Here is a 16,330-nt window from a genome sequence, read left to right on the forward strand (position 1 = left end):
CTCGCCTTTATCTTAGGACTCCTTTCTCTAAAATTAACGAAAAGTAATATTCATCCATTATTTATTATTTTTGCTGTTATTTAAATAAGATAATTATTGCATTTATCTTTAACATTAAATAAACAAAATAAAAACAATAACAATTAACTTTTTATACATTAATACATATTCAATATAGGGCGGTGTTCTTATTTGAATTTATGCTATATCAACACTGGATAACACTTTTATATGAAAATACGTTCATTAGCCCTAATTATTGCCCCTGTTAGTTTATTGCTAGCGCCTCCTATATATGCTGCTGATGTTGATGCTGGTACTGCTAATATAACAAGTGGCCAATACTTTGATAGCTTTACTCTCTCACATACCGTCGACACCATGTCTGGTGGTGAAATTGGTTACATGATGAATGATGCCAAAATTACTGATATGTCAGGTGGTTATATTGATAGAGTATATGGTGGATCATTTACGACTCTTTCAGGAGGTGAGCTAGGGTCCATTAGTTCAGGTGTAAATATAGCTGATATGTCAGGCGGAACAATAAGTAACATGTTGGGTGGCGTAATCACGACACTGTCAGCAGGTATTATTGGCCCAATGTCTGGTTATTCGCAAATCACAACCATGTCAGGAGGAACAATAGGGCCGATGTATGGTGACACCCAGATCACTCATGTGACGGGGGGGAATATTGATAGAATGTATGGTAATGCCTATATCGATAATATGTCCGGAGCAACTGTCGGCCCGATGTACGGCAACGCGACAATTGCTAATATGATTAATAGCTCCGTTGACTATATGTATGGCACATCCAAAATCACTAATATGTCCGAAAGTGGCATTGGTCGCATGTATAATAACTCTCAAGTTATTAACATGTTATCAGGGTCAATAAATAACATGTATGGCAATTCCAGTGTCGTTGACATGTCAGGTGGAACTATTGGCTCCGTCTATGCTGATGCGCAAGTCGTCACCATGTCTGATGGCCAAATTAACAAAGTCTATGATAATGCTAAAATAACTAATTTGACTGGTGGAAATATTGGCTCAGTCTATGGTGATGCATTAATTATTAATATGACCGGCGCGGGAATTGATTCATTATCAGGTAATGCAAAGATAATGGATATGTCAGGCGGGTATGTTCATGACGCACTCGAAAATGCCCAAATAAACTTTAGTGGTAATGAAAGCAATGACACTGGCGGTACTTTAACGGGCAATATTGCGAATACGACTAATCTGACGCTGGCTAATAATGGTTTTATGACCATAGCAACCGGGAATGATATTTTTAGTGGTCGCCTGAAAATGCAAGGGGGGACAGCTAGGCTGGATACAAGTACATTAGCGACCAACAGCCTTTTCGATATAACCAGTGGCGCAAATAATACACTCTGGGCTGTGGCTGATAATAGCGGGGTCAACGTGAATCTGGCTTCCGGATTAACTGGCACTATCAATACCGATGCGGGCGTCACACTTGGCGTGAATAAACTGAATGGCGACAGCACGACTGCCTTTGATAAGGCAGGTACCGGGACTATGCTGATGACTGCTGCAAATAACTACAGCAGTTCTACTACGGTCAGTGATGGGACGTTAAAAGCGGGGGGAGATAACTATCTTAGCGCTTATTCTGATTATATTTCCCATGCTGGTACGACGTTAGATTTAGGCGGTTACCACCAAACTCTGCAATCTTTAGATAATGCTGGGGTAGTTAACTTTGGTGGGACGGGTGGACATTCATTAACGATTACTGGTGATTACACCGGTAATCATGGTCTGCTTAATATGAATTCAGTTCTGGGCGATGACAGCTCAGTGACGGATAAACTTTATGTTGGTGGTAATACAGTAGGCACCACCTATGTGCAGGTAAATAATTTAGGGGGGAGCGGCGCGCAAACTGTCAATGGTATTGAGTTAATCAAGGTTACAGGGAACTCTGCCGGTGAATTTATTCAAAATAGCCGTATTGTCGCAGGGGCATTTGATTACTTTCTAGCACGCGGTGCAGATGCTCTAGCCAATAATTGGTATCTGAACAGCGCTATACCACTGGTGACACCTCTTCCGGAACCTGAGCCAGAAGAAGGACCCGATTCAAAACCTATTCTAGTCCCCATTCCCGTTGATCCATCGAGGCCGGCAACACCCTCACCCATGATCGAACGCCCTGAATCCAGTTCTTACAGTGCCAACTTGGCCTCAGCCAATAATATGTTTGTTACGCGTTTGCATGATCGTTTGGGTGAAACTCAATATATTGATGCACTGACTGGCGAGCAGAAAGTTACCAGCATGTGGCTGCGCAATGAAGGTGGGCACAACCGCTCTAGGGATACCCAAGATCAGTTAAGTACGCAAGCTAACCGTTACGTCATACAGATGGGTGGGGATATTGCGCAGTGGAGCAATGATGGCCAAGACCGTTTTCACTTAGGGGTCATGGCTGGCTACGGTAGCAGCAAGAGTAAAACGGAATCACGCCTGTCTGGCTATAGTGCCCGTGCCTCTGTCGACGGCTACAGCACCGGTTTATATGGTACTTGGTATGCCAATGGTGCCAATAAAACCGGTTTGTATATCGATAGCTGGGCGCAATATAGCTGGTTTAATAACACCGTTGATGGCCAGAATCTGAAAACCGAAGAATACAAATCCAAAGGTGTGACAGCGTCGGTTGAAAGTGGTTACACCTTTAAGGTGGGCGAAAATGCAGCGAAGAATGCCAGTTACTTTATCCAACCTAAAGCTCAGGTGACTTGGATGGGGGTTAAAGCTGATAAGCATAAAGAGGCTAATGGCACCAATGTGTCCGGAGAGGGTGACGGTAATATCCAGACTCGTCTGGGAGTAAAAGCCTTTATGAATGGCTACAGCGAGCAAGATAAAGGTAAAGACCGGCTATTCCAGCCATTTATTGAAGCAAACTGGATTCACAATACCAAAGATTTCGGTACGACAATGGACGGCATAACAGTCAAACAAGACGGTGCTGCCAACATTGGTGAGTTTAAACTGGGTGTAGAAGGCCAGATAAGCAAGAAAGTAAATGTCTGGGGTAATGTTGGCCAGCAAGTGGGTAACAAAGGCTACAGCGATACATCCGTCATGCTAGGTGTGAAATACAACTTCTAATATGGCACTTCTGTACAACATAAGTAAAAACAGCCAAAAGACACAATAAGGTGTCTTTTGGCGCATTATTTATACTGTTATTAAATTTTACAGTAAGCCATCAACTTTCTCGCTGATTTCTGGCCCCCACACACCACATTGTACTTGACCAATATGTTGTTTTTGCAGCAATAGCATTACTAAGCGAGATTGACCAATCCCCCCACCAATCGTTTGTGGCATTTCGCCGTTTAGCAATGATTGGTGCCATTCTAATTTCAGACGATCTTCATCAGAAGTCAGGGCCAGCTGGCGTTTCAGGGTTTCTGCATCAACACGAATCCCCATGGAGGAGATTTCAAAAGCATCTTCCAGAACCGGGTTCCAGACAATAATGTCACCATTCAACCCAGCAAAACCTTCAGCACTTGGAGACGTCCAGTCATCATAATCAGGCGCACGAACATCGTGAGATTTGCCATCTGCCAGTTTACCGCCAATACCAATTAGGAACACCGCCCCAAGCTCTTTGGCAATAGCACGTTCGCGGCCTTTAGCATCCAAGTCAGGGTAACGAGCACGCAGACTTTCACTGTGAATAAACTGAATATGGTCAGGCAAGAAAGGTTTCACACCAAACTCGGTACTGATTGCAGCTTCAGTTTCTTTAATTGCAGCATAGATCTTGTTCACTGTGGATTTCAGGTAAGCCAGGTTACGTTCACCATCTCCCATGACACGTTCCCAGTCCCACTGATCTACATACACAGAATGAATAGCACTTAGGCGATCTTCATCCGGACGCAATGCTTTCATATGGGTGTAAATCCCTTGGTCAGCACCAAAATCGAAGCGACCCAACGTTTTGCGTTTCCATTTGGCTAGTGAATGAACAACTTCGAAAGTCGCATCCGGTAAAGTTTTTACTTTGACCTGCACCGCTTTCTCAGAACCAGAAAGGTTATCTTGAGTACCATCACCAACACGGCTCAAGATAGGTGCCTGGACTTCAATCAGACCAAGTTGTTGCTCTAATTGGCGGGAAAAGAATGATTTTACGAAGCTAATTTGTTGCTGTTTTTGGATAAATTGTTTTTTCATTGCCGTTTTCTCAATTCGTTATTGTGTTATGCAAATAGTTGTATGCCGTTGGGCTTGTCATCGATTAAGCAACAGAATGAGGGTTAAATTCAATATCCAATAAACAATATTGCCATTTCACTTTTAATCATTCATTTTTACAGGTCTATAATTAAATAATCGATAAAAAAAGGGGGGTAATATGAGTGAAATTTATCAAATCGATAATCTCGATCGCGGCATCCTGAACGCATTAATGGAAAATGCACGTACACCTTATGCTGAATTAGCAAAAAATTTTGGTGTTAGCCCAGGCACTATTCATGTCCGAGTTGAGAAAATGCGTCAAGCAGGGATCATTACAGCAGCATGTGTCCACGTGAACCCGAAACAACTGGGTTATGACGTGTGCTGTTTTATCGGTATTATTTTAAAAAGTGCGAAAGACTACCCTTCAGCATTGAAAAAACTGGAGAGTTTAGAAGAAGTTGTAGAGGCTTATTACACAACGGGTCATTACAGCATCTTTATTAAGGTGATGTGTAAATCAATCGATGCACTCCAACAGGTACTTATCAACAAGATCCAAACTATTGATGAGATACAGTCAACCGAAACACTTATTTCCTTGCAGAACCCCATCATGCGTACCATTGTGCCCTAAACATTAAATAACTATACCCACATTATCCACAGGTAGATCCCAGCTGATTCACAGCGTACAATACCGGTTCATTACTTCGGTTGGGTTCTTTATGGCTGACATTACCTTGATCAGTGGCAGTACACTTGGCAGTGCTGAATATGTTGCTGAACATTTAGCTGAGAAATTAGAAGAAGCGGGTTTCTCTACAGAAACGCTGCATGGTCCAGAATTAGATGAGTTGACGCTGGAAGGTACATGGTTAGTCATCACCTCTACCCACGGAGCTGGTGACCTGCCTGATAATCTTCAACCACTCTTAGAGCAAATAGAAGAACAACAACCGAATCTCTCTCAAGTCAGCTTTGGTGCTGTCGGTTTAGGCAGTTCTGAATATGACACTTTCTGCGGTGCAGTCAGAAAACTGGATCAACAGTTGATCGCATTAGGCGCTAAACGTTTGGGTGATATTTTAGAAATTGATGTCATTCAACATGAAATTCCAGAGGATCCGGCTGAGGTTTGGGTTAAAAATTGGATTAATTTGCTCTAATTTGCTTAAAGATCACGCGAAAGAATGTGGATAAGTAGGCTTAAAAGCAGGGTAAAAGCGGTACATATCCACATAACAACCTAAGTGACTCAAAGTGCCTGTGCATAACATGCCATTTAGATCCCAGCTTATACGCAATAGGATCACCGATCATTCACAGCAAATGATCCTCCTTAATCTCATGATCTTTAATGTGAATAATCACTTATCCACAGAGGATCATGATCCTAATAAGAGATCTAATAAAGAGATCTTTAAATAAAAAGATCTTCTTTTAATTAAGGGCGATCCTAAGCCGCTTGGTCGATCGTCTAAACTTGAGTAGAATCCCCCACCCCAGGGCAAACAACAGAAATTCGCATAACGGCGAGGTGCAGTACCATGTTTTATCCAGATCAATTTGACGTCATCATCATCGGTGGTGGCCATGCCGGCACGGAAGCTGCAATGGCAGCGGCACGCATGGGACGTCAGACCTTATTGCTGACGCACAATATCGACACTCTGGGACAAATGTCGTGTAACCCAGCGATCGGTGGTATCGGTAAGGGACATTTGGTAAAAGAGATCGATGCTCTGGGTGGCCTGATGGCAATGGCAACTGACCAAGCCGGTATTCAGTTTAGGATACTAAACGCCAGCAAAGGGCCAGCGGTTAGAGCAACTCGAGCTCAAGCTGACCGCGTCCTGTATCGCCAAGCGGTACGAACTGCATTGGAAAACCAGCCTAACCTGATGATCTTCCAACAACCTGTTGAAGATCTGATTGTTGAGAATGATCATGTGGTTGGTGCAGTGACTAAAATGGGTTTGAAATTCCGTGCAAAAGCCGTGGTATTAACCGTCGGTACCTTCCTGGATGGAAAAATTCATATTGGTCTTGAGAACTACAGTGGAGGCCGTGCTGGTGATCCGCCATCAATCTCATTGTCACAACGCCTGCGTGAACTACCGCTACGAGTCAATCGCCTTAAAACCGGTACTCCACCCCGTATTGATGCGCGCACTATAGATTTTAGCCAATTGGCTCCTCAGTTAGGTGATACGCCAATTCCGGTGTTCTCTTTCCTTGGCCGGGCAGACCAACACCCCGAGCAAATGGCGTGTCACATCACGTACACCAATGAAAAAACACATGAAGTGATCCGTAATAACTTGGATCGCAGCCCGATGTATGCAGGGATCATCGAAGGGATCGGGCCACGTTACTGTCCATCTATCGAAGACAAAGTCATGCGCTTTGCCGATCGTAACTCGCATCAGATCTTCCTTGAACCTGAAGGCTTGACCAGCAATGAGATCTATCCAAACGGTATCTCGACCAGCTTGCCTTTCGATGTACAAATGCAAATCGTCCGTTCGATGAAAGGGCTTGAGAATGCACGTATTATTCGACCGGGTTATGCCATCGAGTATGATTTCTTTGATCCGCGTGACTTAAAACCGACGTTGGAAAGCAAATACATCCACGGATTATTCTTTGCCGGACAAATCAATGGCACTACCGGCTATGAAGAAGCTGCAGCCCAAGGACTGCTTGCCGGCCTCAATGCGGGGCGTTTCGCTAATGATGAGGATGGATGGTCACCTCGTCGTAATGAGGCTTACCTTGGCGTGCTGGTGGACGATTTAAGCACCTTAGGAACCAAAGAACCTTATCGTATGTTTACCTCACGAGCTGAGTATCGTTTGATGCTACGTGAAGATAACGCCGATCTACGTCTGACTGAAATGGGGCGTAAATTAGGATTGGTCGATGATGTTCGCTGGGAGCATTTCAGCAAAAAAATTGAGCAAATTGAAAAAGAGCGCCAGCGCTTGCGTGATATCTGGGTACACCCAAATTCTGATAATGTCTCTGAAATCAATGCATTATTGAAAGCACCATTGTCGAAAGAAGCCAATGGTGAAGAGTTATTGCGCCGCCCTGAAATTGATTATCGTTTGTTGACCACTTTGCCCTCCTTTGGTCCTGCTTTAGCCGATCCGCAAGCTGCTGATCAGGTGGAAATTCAGGTTAAATATGAGGGGTATATTGCTCGTCAACAAGAAGAGATCGAAAAGCAGCAGCGCAATGAAAATACTTTACTGCCTGCTGATCTTGATTATCGCCAAGTCTCTGGTTTATCTAATGAAGTGATCGCCAAACTCAATGATCACAAGCCTAACTCGATCGGGCAGGCTTCGCGTATTTCAGGTATTACACCTGCAGCAATTTCAATTTTGCTGGTTTGGCTGAAAAAACAGGGACTGTTACGCCGTAGTGCTTAACATCCTGATATTTGCCTGTGCTGCTAAAAGCTGAGTAGCCGGGCAATTATGCTGTGTATTCAAGCTATAACAAACGGTTAAGCTAGATTATCATATTCGTATATCAGCCTTTACATGCTGACAGAGTATTCTTCGGTCAGAGGATATTGTTGTGTTAAAAAAATTAAATTGTCTGCTTAGCGCCGCAGATATTACATTACCCGATCAGCAAAAACACCAGTTGGTCGGTTATGTAGAACTGCTGCATAAATGGAATAAAGCTTATAATCTGACTTCTGTCCGTGACCCAATGCAAATGCTGGTACGACACATTCTGGACAGCATTGTGGTAAACCCACATTTGCAAGGTAGCCGGTTTATTGATGTTGGCACCGGGCCTGGACTTCCAGGAATACCACTGGCTATTGTGCGGCCTGACGCTCACTTTACGTTGCTTGATAGCTTAGGAAAGCGGGTTCGTTTTTTACGTCAGGTTCAGCATGAACTAGGTTTAAGCAATATTGATCCCGTGCAAAGTCGGGTTGAGGACTTCGTTGCAGAACCTCCATTTGATGGTGTTATAAGCCGTGCATTTGCTTCTTTGCAAGATATGCTGTCTTGGTGTCACCATTTACCAGCCAAGCCTGAAGGCCGGTTTTATGCTCTTAAAGGGGTTAGACCTGACGATGAATTAGCGATTCTACCTGAGGGGATTATCCTTGAGTCGGTTGTCCGGTTACAGGTACCAGAGTTAGATGGTGAGCGCCATTTGGTTATTCTTAAGTCAAACTAACTTTGCTATTTATCAAAAAAATGTAATAAATCCTAAATTGAAGCGCTGGTATTTAGGGTTTTTAATATTGATGAGTATTTATTCGCTTACTATCGTTTGGATAGATTATATTTCACGAATTGTTTACAAAAACAGCGGTAGCCAGTGACATAACTATTTTGAACGTGTTCAACTCGTCACTTTAGTTATTACTTTATTCAAGGCTTCACTCTTTTTATGTATCCTAACTGTTGCTGGATTATTATCTGAAATGTCAATGGGACGTTTTTACTAAGTAGATAAGTTGTTTGATAATGGTTTTAATTTTAAAATTATGATTTGTAAAAGTTTTAATGGCTCTTTTCGTTAAAGACAAAGCCAAGTCTTATAGGATATAAATCAGTTTGTTTTTAGTTATGTGATAGATTTCACGCTTTATTGATAATGATTGGAATCGTCAGACAATTAAATGAAGGTTTTATTCCGAGGCTTTTCTTGTGAAAATAGCCCGAAATAAGAAAATTTAAATAATTGTTCACCTTTTCGCTACTTATCGATTGAATTCGTTTGAGTGGCCCGTATAATTTGCTCGTTTTTTGCTGCTTGACTCAATGGGGTAAAAGGCAGTTTTATACCTCACTCAGCATGCCCTTAGTGTGGTTCGGAGAGAACAAACGTCATGTCTGTATCCCTTTACAGTGGGAAAATTGCACGAAAGCTGCTGTTATTGCAGTTAATGACTTTTGTTGTTCTCAGTGCTGCTTTTGGTTTTAAAAGCCTGGAATGGGGTGCTTCTGCTTTGGCAGGAGGATTGGCAGCTTGGTTGCCTAGTGCCATGTTCATGTTGTTTGCTTGCCGCCATCAGGCAAAAACAGCAGCTCCAGGTCGTGTTGCGTGGTCGTTCGCCATTGGCGAGGGGTTAAAAGTTATCATGACGATAATTTTGCTGATTGTGGCATTAGGGCTGTTTAAAGCTGCATTTGCCCCACTTGGTTTAACCTATTTATTGGTGCTGATTGTGCAGATATTGGCACCAGCTGTGATGAGCGGCTACCGTACTTAACAGTTATCGTATTTAACTACAAAAGGGTAAGAGGCATCATGTCTGCATCAGGAGAAATCTCTACTCCAAGGGACTACATAGGACACCATCTGAATAACCTTCAGCTGGACCTGCGTACCTTTGAGTTGGTCAATCCCCACTCACCTGGCCCTGCGACGTTCTGGACGTTGAACATTGACTCTTTGTTCTTCTCTGTCGTGCTGGGGTTAGCTTTTCTGCTTGTGTTCCGCAAAGTTGCAGCAAACGCCACCAGTGGCGTGCCCGGCAAATTGCAGACTGCCGTTGAGTTAATTATCGGTTTTGTCGATAGCAGCGTACGGGATATGTACCACGGCAAAAGTAAAGTCATCGCACCATTAGCCCTGACCGTGTTTGTTTGGGTGCTATTGATGAACATGATGGACTTACTGCCAATCGATTTACTGCCTTACATCGGTGAGCATGTCTTTGGGTTACCTGCACTGCGTGTAGTTCCTACCGCTGACGTGAGTATTACCTTGTCCATGGCATTGGGTGTCTTCATCCTGATCCTGTTCTATAGCATTAAAATGAAAGGTGTAGGCGGCTTCGTAAAAGAATTAACGATGCAGCCGTTCAATCACCCGATATTCATTCCAGTCAACTTAGTTCTGGAAGGTGTCAGCCTGCTGTCCAAACCGGTTTCACTCGGTCTGCGACTGTTCGGCAACATGTATGCGGGTGAGTTGATCTTCATCCTTATTGCGGGTCTGTTGCCGTGGTGGTCACAGTGGATGCTCAGTTTACCTTGGGCTATCTTCCACATACTGATTATTACGTTACAAGCCTTTATCTTCATGGTTCTGACGATTGTCTATCTGTCGATGGCGTCCGAAGAGCACTGATTTTCTTATAACACTACTGCGTTTTAACTGAAATAAACTGGAGACTGTCATGGAAAACCTGAATATGGATCTGCTGTACATGGCTGCCGCTATAATGATGGGTTTAGCGGCAATCGGTGCTGCGATCGGTATCGGCATCCTGGGTGGTAAATTTTTGGAAGGCGCTGCACGTCAGCCTGACCTGATTCCTCTGCTGCGTACACAGTTCTTTATCGTCATGGGTCTGGTTGACGCCATCCCTATGATCGCTGTTGGTCTGGGTCTGTACGTGATGTTTGCTGTCGCGTAAGTAGAGTTTTCTCTACCGTGAACTACACCAAACTATTAACTTTTAAAGAGGCATTGTGCTGTGAATCTTAACGCAACAATCCTCGGCCAGGCCATCGCGTTTGTCCTGTTTGTCCTGTTTTGTATGAAGTATGTATGGCCGCCAATTATGGCAGCCATCGAGAAGCGTCAAAAAGAAATTGCTGACGGTCTCTCTTCTGCAGAGCGTGCCAAAAAAGATTTGGACTTAGCGCAAGCCAATGCGACCGACCAACTGAAGAAGGCGAAAGCAGAAGCGCAGGTGATCATTGAGCAGGCAAGTAAACGCAAAGCTCAGATCCTTGATGAAGCTAAAGCAGAAGCTGAACAGGAACGTAACAAAATCGTGGCGCAAGCGCAGGCAGAGATCGACGCCGAACGTAAGCGTGCTCGTGAAGAGTTGCGTAAGCAAGTCGCGATGTTGGCTATAGCTGGCGCCGAGAAGATCATCGAACGTTCCGTGGATGAAGCTGCTAACAGCGACATCGTTGATAAACTGGTCGCTGAACTGTAAGGAGGGAGGGGCTGATGTCTGAATTTGTAACTGTAGCTCGCCCCTACGCCAAAGCAGCTTTTGACTTTGCTGTTGAGCACCAGGCAGTTGATCGTTGGCAGGATATGCTGGCGTTTACTGCCCAAGTGACTCGCAATGAACAAATTGCTGAATTGCTTTCCGGTGCTGTCGCACCAGAAACAATGTCTAAGACGTTTATTGCAGTCTGTGGTGATCAGCTCGATGAACCCGCACAGAACTTCATTCGAGTTATGGCGGAGAATGGCCGTTTACTGGTTCTTCCTGAGGTGTTGCAGCAGTTTATTCAACTGCGTGCCTCACTGGAGTCTACCGTCGACGTTGAAGTGTCCTCAGCGAGTGCACTTAACGACGAACAGCTGGCTAAAATTGCCGCTGCGATGGAAAAACGTCTGTCACGCAAAGTTAAGCTGAATTGCAAAATTGATAAGTCTGTAATGGCCGGCGTAGTAATACGTGCGGGCGATATGGTGATAGATGGCAGCGTTCGCGGTCGTCTTGAACGCCTGGCAGACGTCTTGCAGTCTTAAGGGGACTGGAGCATATGCAACTGAATTCCACCGAAATCAGCGAACTGATCAAGCAGCGCATTGCTCAGTTCAATGTAGTGAGCGAAGCTCACAATGAAGGTACTATTGTTTCCGTTAGTGACGGGATCATTCGCGTACACGGTCTGGCTGATGTAATGCAAGGCGAGATGATCGCACTGCCTGGCAACCGTTACGCAATCGCACTGAACCTGGAGCGCGACTCTGTTGGTGCAGTAGTTATGGGTCCGTACGCCGATCTTGCCGAAGGCATGAAGGTTAAATGTACTGGCCGTATCCTGGAAGTTCCAGTTGGTCGTGGCCTGTTGGGTCGCGTTGTCAACACTCTGGGTGAACCTGTTGATGGTAAAGGTCCGGTAGAAAATGACGGCTTCTCAGCTGTTGAAGCTATCGCACCTGGCGTTATCGAACGTCAATCCGTTGATGAACCCGTTCAGACTGGTTATAAGTCTGTCGACGCCATGATTCCAATTGGTCGTGGTCAGCGTGAATTGATCATCGGTGACCGTCAGACAGGTAAAACTGCTCTGGCGATTGATGCGATCATCAACCAGCGCGATTCTGGCATCAAATGTGTGTATGTTGCTATCGGCCAGAAAGCCTCTACTGTTGCAAACGTAGTGCGTAAACTGGAAGAGCATGGCGCATTAGCTAACACCATCGTGGTTGTGGCTACGGCATCTGAATCTGCAGCATTGCAATACCTGGCACCTTACTCCGGTTGTGCCATGGGTGAATATTTCCGCGACCGCGGTGAAGATGCGCTGATTATTTATGATGACCTGTCTAAACAGGCTGTTGCATATCGTCAAATCTCCTTGCTGCTTCGTCGTCCACCAGGTCGTGAAGCTTATCCTGGCGACGTATTCTACCTCCACTCCCGTTTGTTGGAGCGTGCTGCGCGTGTTAACGCCGACTACGTTGAAACCTTTACCAAGGGTGAAGTGAAAGGTAAAACCGGTTCTTTGACCGCATTGCCAATCATTGAAACCCAAGCAGGGGACGTTTCCGCGTTCGTTCCGACCAACGTAATTTCTATTACCGATGGTCAGATCTTCTTGGAATCGAGCCTGTTTAACGCCGGTATTCGTCCTGCGGTTAACCCAGGTATCTCCGTATCTCGTGTGGGTGGTGCAGCGCAGACCAAGATCATGAAAAAACTGTCCGGTGGTATCCGTACCGCTCTGGCACAGTATCGTGAACTTGCAGCGTTCTCCCAGTTCGCATCCGATTTGGATGATGCAACACGTAAACAGTTGAGCCATGGTCAGAAAGTGACCGAGCTTTTGAAACAGAAACAATACGCACCGATGTCTGTTGCGCAACAATCTCTGGTTCTGTTCGCTGCTGAACGTGGTTATCTGGGTGATATCGAGTTGGCGAAGGTAGGTAGCTTTGAAGCTGCGCTGTTGGCGTTTGCTGACCGTGAGCATGCCGAGCTTCTGCAACAAATCAACCAAACTGGCGCGTATAACGATGAGATCGAGGCCAAGCTGAAAGGCATCCTTGATACATTTAAGGCAACCCAGTCCTGGTAACGCTATGCGGCCTTGCTTTTCATCAGGAAAGCGGGCCGTCTGGCAATGAGGAGAAGCAGAAATGGCCGGCGCAAAAGAGATACGTTCCAAGATCGCCAGCGTGCAAAACACGCAAAAGATCACCAAAGCCATGGAGATGGTCGCCGCCTCCAAAATGCGTAAATCGCAGGAACGCATGGCGGCCAGCCGTCCTTATGCAGAAACAATGCGTAGTGTGATTGGTCACCTTGCGCTAGGTAATCTGGAATATAAACATCCATACCTGGAAGAACGTGACGTTAAGCGCGTTGGGTATCTGGTGGTTTCTACAGACCGTGGCTTGTGTGGTGGTTTGAACATTAACTTGTTCAAAAAACTGTTAGCTGAGATGAAAGGTTGGTCTGAAAAAGGCGTTGAATGTGATTTAGCGCTGATTGGATCAAAAGCAGCTTCTTTCTTTGGTTCCGTGGGCGGCAAGATTGTTGCTCAGGTTACTGGCATGGGGGATAACCCTTCTCTGTCAGAACTTATCGGTCCAGTGAAAGTGATGCTACAAGCCTACGATGAAGGTCGTCTGGATAAACTGTATATCGTGAATAACAAGTTTATCAATACGATGTCTCAGGAACCACGGATCATGCAGTTGTTACCTCTTCCGCCTGCGGAAGATGGCACGCTGAAGAAGAAATCCTGGGATTACCTGTATGAACCCGATCCAAAAGCATTGCTGGATACCCTCCTGCGTCGCTATGTGGAATCGCAAGTTTATCAGGGCGTCGTTGAAAACCTGGCCAGCGAACAGGCCGCGCGAATGGTAGCGATGAAAGCCGCCACCGATAACGGCGGTAGTCTGATCAAAGAGCTGCAGTTGGTTTACAACAAAGCTCGTCAGGCCAGCATCACTCAGGAACTCACCGAGATCGTCGGGGGAGCCTCCGCGGTTTAACCAGGCTATTACCCTTAGTCGTTCATATTGCAGGAAGGCCGTTAACGCGCCAGCAAGTTGAAATATGACGGGTAAACGTATTACGTAGAGGATTCAAGATGGCTACTGGAAAGATTATCCAGGTAATCGGCGCCGTAGTGGACGTCGAATTCCCCCAAGACGCTGTACCAAAAGTGTACAACGCCCTTGAGGTTGAAGGCGCGGCTGATAAGCTCGTGCTGGAAGTTCAGCAACAGCTGGGCGGCGGTGTTGTTCGTTGTATCGCAATGGGCTCTTCCGATGGTTTGAGCCGTGGGTTGAAAGTTATCAACCTGGAACACCCAATTGAAGTGCCAGTTGGTAAATCAACTCTGGGCCGTATCATGAACGTATTGGGTGACCCAATCGACATGAAAGGTCCTATCGGTGAAGAAGAGCGCTGGGCAATCCACCGTGAAGCGCCTTCTTACGAAGAGCTTGCCAGCTCGCAAGATCTGTTAGAAACCGGTATCAAGGTAATGGATCTGATTTGTCCGTTCGCTAAGGGCGGTAAAGTTGGTCTGTTCGGTGGTGCGGGTGTAGGTAAAACGGTAAACATGATGGAGCTGATCCGTAACATTGCGATCGAGCACTCAGGTTATTCCGTATTTGCTGGTGTAGGTGAACGTACTCGTGAGGGTAACGACTTCTACCATGAGATGACAGACTCCAACGTTCTGGACAAAGTATCCTTGGTTTATGGCCAGATGAATGAGCCACCAGGTAACCGTCTGCGCGTTGCATTGACCGGTCTGACCATGGCGGAGAAATTCCGTGATGAAGGTCGTGACGTATTGCTGTTCATCGATAACATCTATCGTTATACCTTGGCCGGTACGGAAGTATCCGCACTGCTGGGCCGTATGCCATCAGCGGTAGGCTATCAGCCGACACTGGCTGAAGAGATGGGTGTGTTGCAGGAACGTATTACTTCCACTAAGACGGGTTCAATCACCTCTGTTCAGGCCGTTTACGTACCAGCGGATGACTTGACTGACCCATCACCAGCAACCACCTTTGCTCACTTGGATGCAACCGTCGTTCTGAGCCGTCAAATCGCCTCTCTGGGTATTTACCCAGCGGTTGACCCGCTTGACTCCACCAGCCGTCAGCTTGATCCGCTGGTTGTTGGTCAAGAGCACTACGATGTAGCGCGTGGCGTGCAGTCTATTCTGCAACGTTATCAGGAGCTGAAAGATATTATTGCAATTCTGGGTATGGACGAGTTGTCAGAAGATGACAAACTGGTTGTATCCCGTGCGCGTAAAATCCAGCGCTTCCTGTCCCAACCGTTCTTCGTGGCAGAAGTCTTCACCGGTTCACCGGGCAAGTTCGTATCGCTGAAAGATACCATTCGTGGTTTCAAAGGCATCATGAACGGCGACTATGACCACCTGCCGGAGCAGGCGTTCTACATGGTTGGCACCATTGAAGAAGCAGTGGAAAAAGCCAAGAAACTGTAACGCTGTTGACTGGAGGGTGACATGGCTGCAATGACTTACCATCTGGATGTTGTGAGCGCAGAGAAGAAAATGTTCTCAGGCGTAGTACAAAAAATTCAGGTGACGGGTAGTGAAGGTGAACTGGGGATTTTCCCTGGCCACGCCCCACTGCTCACTGCCATTAAGCCTGGCATGATACGTATCGTTAAGCAGTTCGGTGAGGAAGAGTTCATTTATCTTTCTGGCGGCATCCTTGAGGTGCAACCGAGCGTTGTGATCGTATTGGCTGACACTGCTATTCGTGGACAAGATCTGGACGAAGCTAGAGCGCTGGAATCTAAGCGCAAAGCAGAAGCTCATATCAATAATTCCCACGGCGATGTCGACTATGCTCAGGCATCCGCTGAATTGGCGAAGGCGATTGCGAAACTACGCGTAATCGAGCTGACCAGGAAGGCGATGTAATTTTATATCTTAGGGTTGTTTTTGAGTTAGATGGTTTATCAAAGCTTAACTAACAACTCTCTGATTTATAAAGTTATCATATAAAGAACGGTAGAATGCCAGTCGGTGAAAACAGACTGGCATTTTTTTATCTTCATTGTGTATCGCTATGGCGAATGCCTCAATCTATTGATATGTCCACCACCTCTGCTGCA

15 protein-coding genes are annotated in these 16,330 nt (G+C 45.7%); 14 read left to right on the top strand and 1 reads right to left on the bottom strand.

Annotation, left to right across the window (positions count from 1 at the left end; genetic code table 11):
* Positions 1–231 precede the first annotated feature (231 nt).
* Positions 232–3,159, top strand: coding sequence for an autotransporter outer membrane beta-barrel domain-containing protein (locus ACIOG0_RS21770; RefSeq protein WP_128451707.1), 2,928 nt, complete (start codon positions 232–234; stop codon positions 3,157–3,159).
* Positions 3,160–3,246: 87 nt separating this feature from the next.
* Here ACIOG0_RS21770 and asnA read toward each other — a convergent pair whose 3' ends face one another.
* Positions 3,247–4,239, bottom strand: coding sequence for an aspartate--ammonia ligase (gene asnA / locus ACIOG0_RS21775; RefSeq protein WP_050099291.1), 993 nt, complete (start codon positions 4,237–4,239; stop codon positions 3,247–3,249).
* Between the two features lie 181 nt (positions 4,240–4,420).
* Between asnA and asnC the strand changes: the two genes are divergently transcribed.
* The 13 genes from asnC (at position 4,421) to ACIOG0_RS21840 (ending at position 16,136) form a co-directional block, all read left to right on the top strand.
* Positions 4,421–4,882: a transcriptional regulator AsnC gene (gene asnC / locus ACIOG0_RS21780; protein ID WP_005161192.1), complete on the top strand. Its 462-nt coding sequence runs from the start codon at positions 4,421–4,423 to the stop codon at positions 4,880–4,882.
* Positions 4,883–4,973: 91 nt separating this feature from the next.
* On the top strand, positions 4,974–5,414 hold the full coding sequence (gene mioC, locus ACIOG0_RS21785; protein WP_050099292.1) for an FMN-binding protein MioC: 441 nt from the start codon (positions 4,974–4,976) through the stop codon (positions 5,412–5,414).
* A 381-nt stretch (positions 5,415–5,795) separates the two neighbouring features.
* Positions 5,796–7,685: a tRNA uridine-5-carboxymethylaminomethyl(34) synthesis enzyme MnmG gene (gene mnmG / locus ACIOG0_RS21790; RefSeq protein ID WP_050099294.1), complete on the top strand. Its 1,890-nt coding sequence runs from the start codon at positions 5,796–5,798 to the stop codon at positions 7,683–7,685.
* A gap of 151 nt (positions 7,686–7,836) precedes the next feature.
* Entirely contained in the window at positions 7,837–8,457 is a 621-nt protein-coding gene (rsmG, locus tag ACIOG0_RS21795) for a 16S rRNA (guanine(527)-N(7))-methyltransferase RsmG (RefSeq protein WP_050295589.1), read from the top strand.
* 658 nt (positions 8,458–9,115) lie between these two features.
* Positions 9,116–9,499, top strand: coding sequence for a F0F1 ATP synthase subunit I (gene atpI / locus ACIOG0_RS21800; RefSeq protein WP_050140095.1), 384 nt, complete (start codon positions 9,116–9,118; stop codon positions 9,497–9,499).
* 38 nt (positions 9,500–9,537) lie between these two features.
* On the top strand, positions 9,538–10,362 hold the full coding sequence (atpB, locus tag ACIOG0_RS21805; RefSeq protein ID WP_050099300.1) for a F0F1 ATP synthase subunit A: 825 nt from the start codon (positions 9,538–9,540) through the stop codon (positions 10,360–10,362).
* 49 nt (positions 10,363–10,411) lie between these two features.
* On the top strand, positions 10,412–10,651 hold the full coding sequence (atpE, locus tag ACIOG0_RS21810; protein ID WP_004393045.1) for a F0F1 ATP synthase subunit C: 240 nt from the start codon (positions 10,412–10,414) through the stop codon (positions 10,649–10,651).
* Between the two features lie 60 nt (positions 10,652–10,711).
* Entirely contained in the window at positions 10,712–11,182 is a 471-nt protein-coding gene (atpF, locus tag ACIOG0_RS21815; RefSeq protein ID WP_025380079.1) for a F0F1 ATP synthase subunit B, read from the top strand.
* 14 nt (positions 11,183–11,196) lie between these two features.
* Positions 11,197–11,730, top strand: a complete 534-nt coding sequence (gene atpH / locus ACIOG0_RS21820; protein ID WP_004707327.1) for a F0F1 ATP synthase subunit delta — start codon at positions 11,197–11,199, stop codon at positions 11,728–11,730.
* 14 nt (positions 11,731–11,744) lie between these two features.
* Complete coding sequence (gene atpA / locus ACIOG0_RS21825; protein WP_025380081.1) at positions 11,745–13,286, top strand: F0F1 ATP synthase subunit alpha; 1,542 nt, start codon at positions 11,745–11,747, stop codon at positions 13,284–13,286.
* Positions 13,287–13,347: 61 nt separating this feature from the next.
* A complete protein-coding gene (gene atpG / locus ACIOG0_RS21830) occupies positions 13,348–14,211 on the top strand; it encodes a F0F1 ATP synthase subunit gamma (RefSeq protein WP_050099301.1) in 864 nt (287 codons plus the stop codon).
* A 98-nt stretch (positions 14,212–14,309) separates the two neighbouring features.
* Positions 14,310–15,692, top strand: coding sequence for a F0F1 ATP synthase subunit beta (gene atpD, locus ACIOG0_RS21835; protein ID WP_050099303.1), 1,383 nt, complete (start codon positions 14,310–14,312; stop codon positions 15,690–15,692).
* A gap of 21 nt (positions 15,693–15,713) precedes the next feature.
* A complete protein-coding gene (locus ACIOG0_RS21840; protein ID WP_050099306.1) occupies positions 15,714–16,136 on the top strand; it encodes a F0F1 ATP synthase subunit epsilon in 423 nt (140 codons plus the stop codon).
* Positions 16,137–16,330: the final 194 nt, after the last annotated feature.

Source organism: Yersinia vastinensis, assembly GCF_044905075.1.
Taxonomy (GTDB): Bacteria; Pseudomonadota; Gammaproteobacteria; order Enterobacterales; family Enterobacteriaceae; genus Yersinia; species Yersinia vastinensis.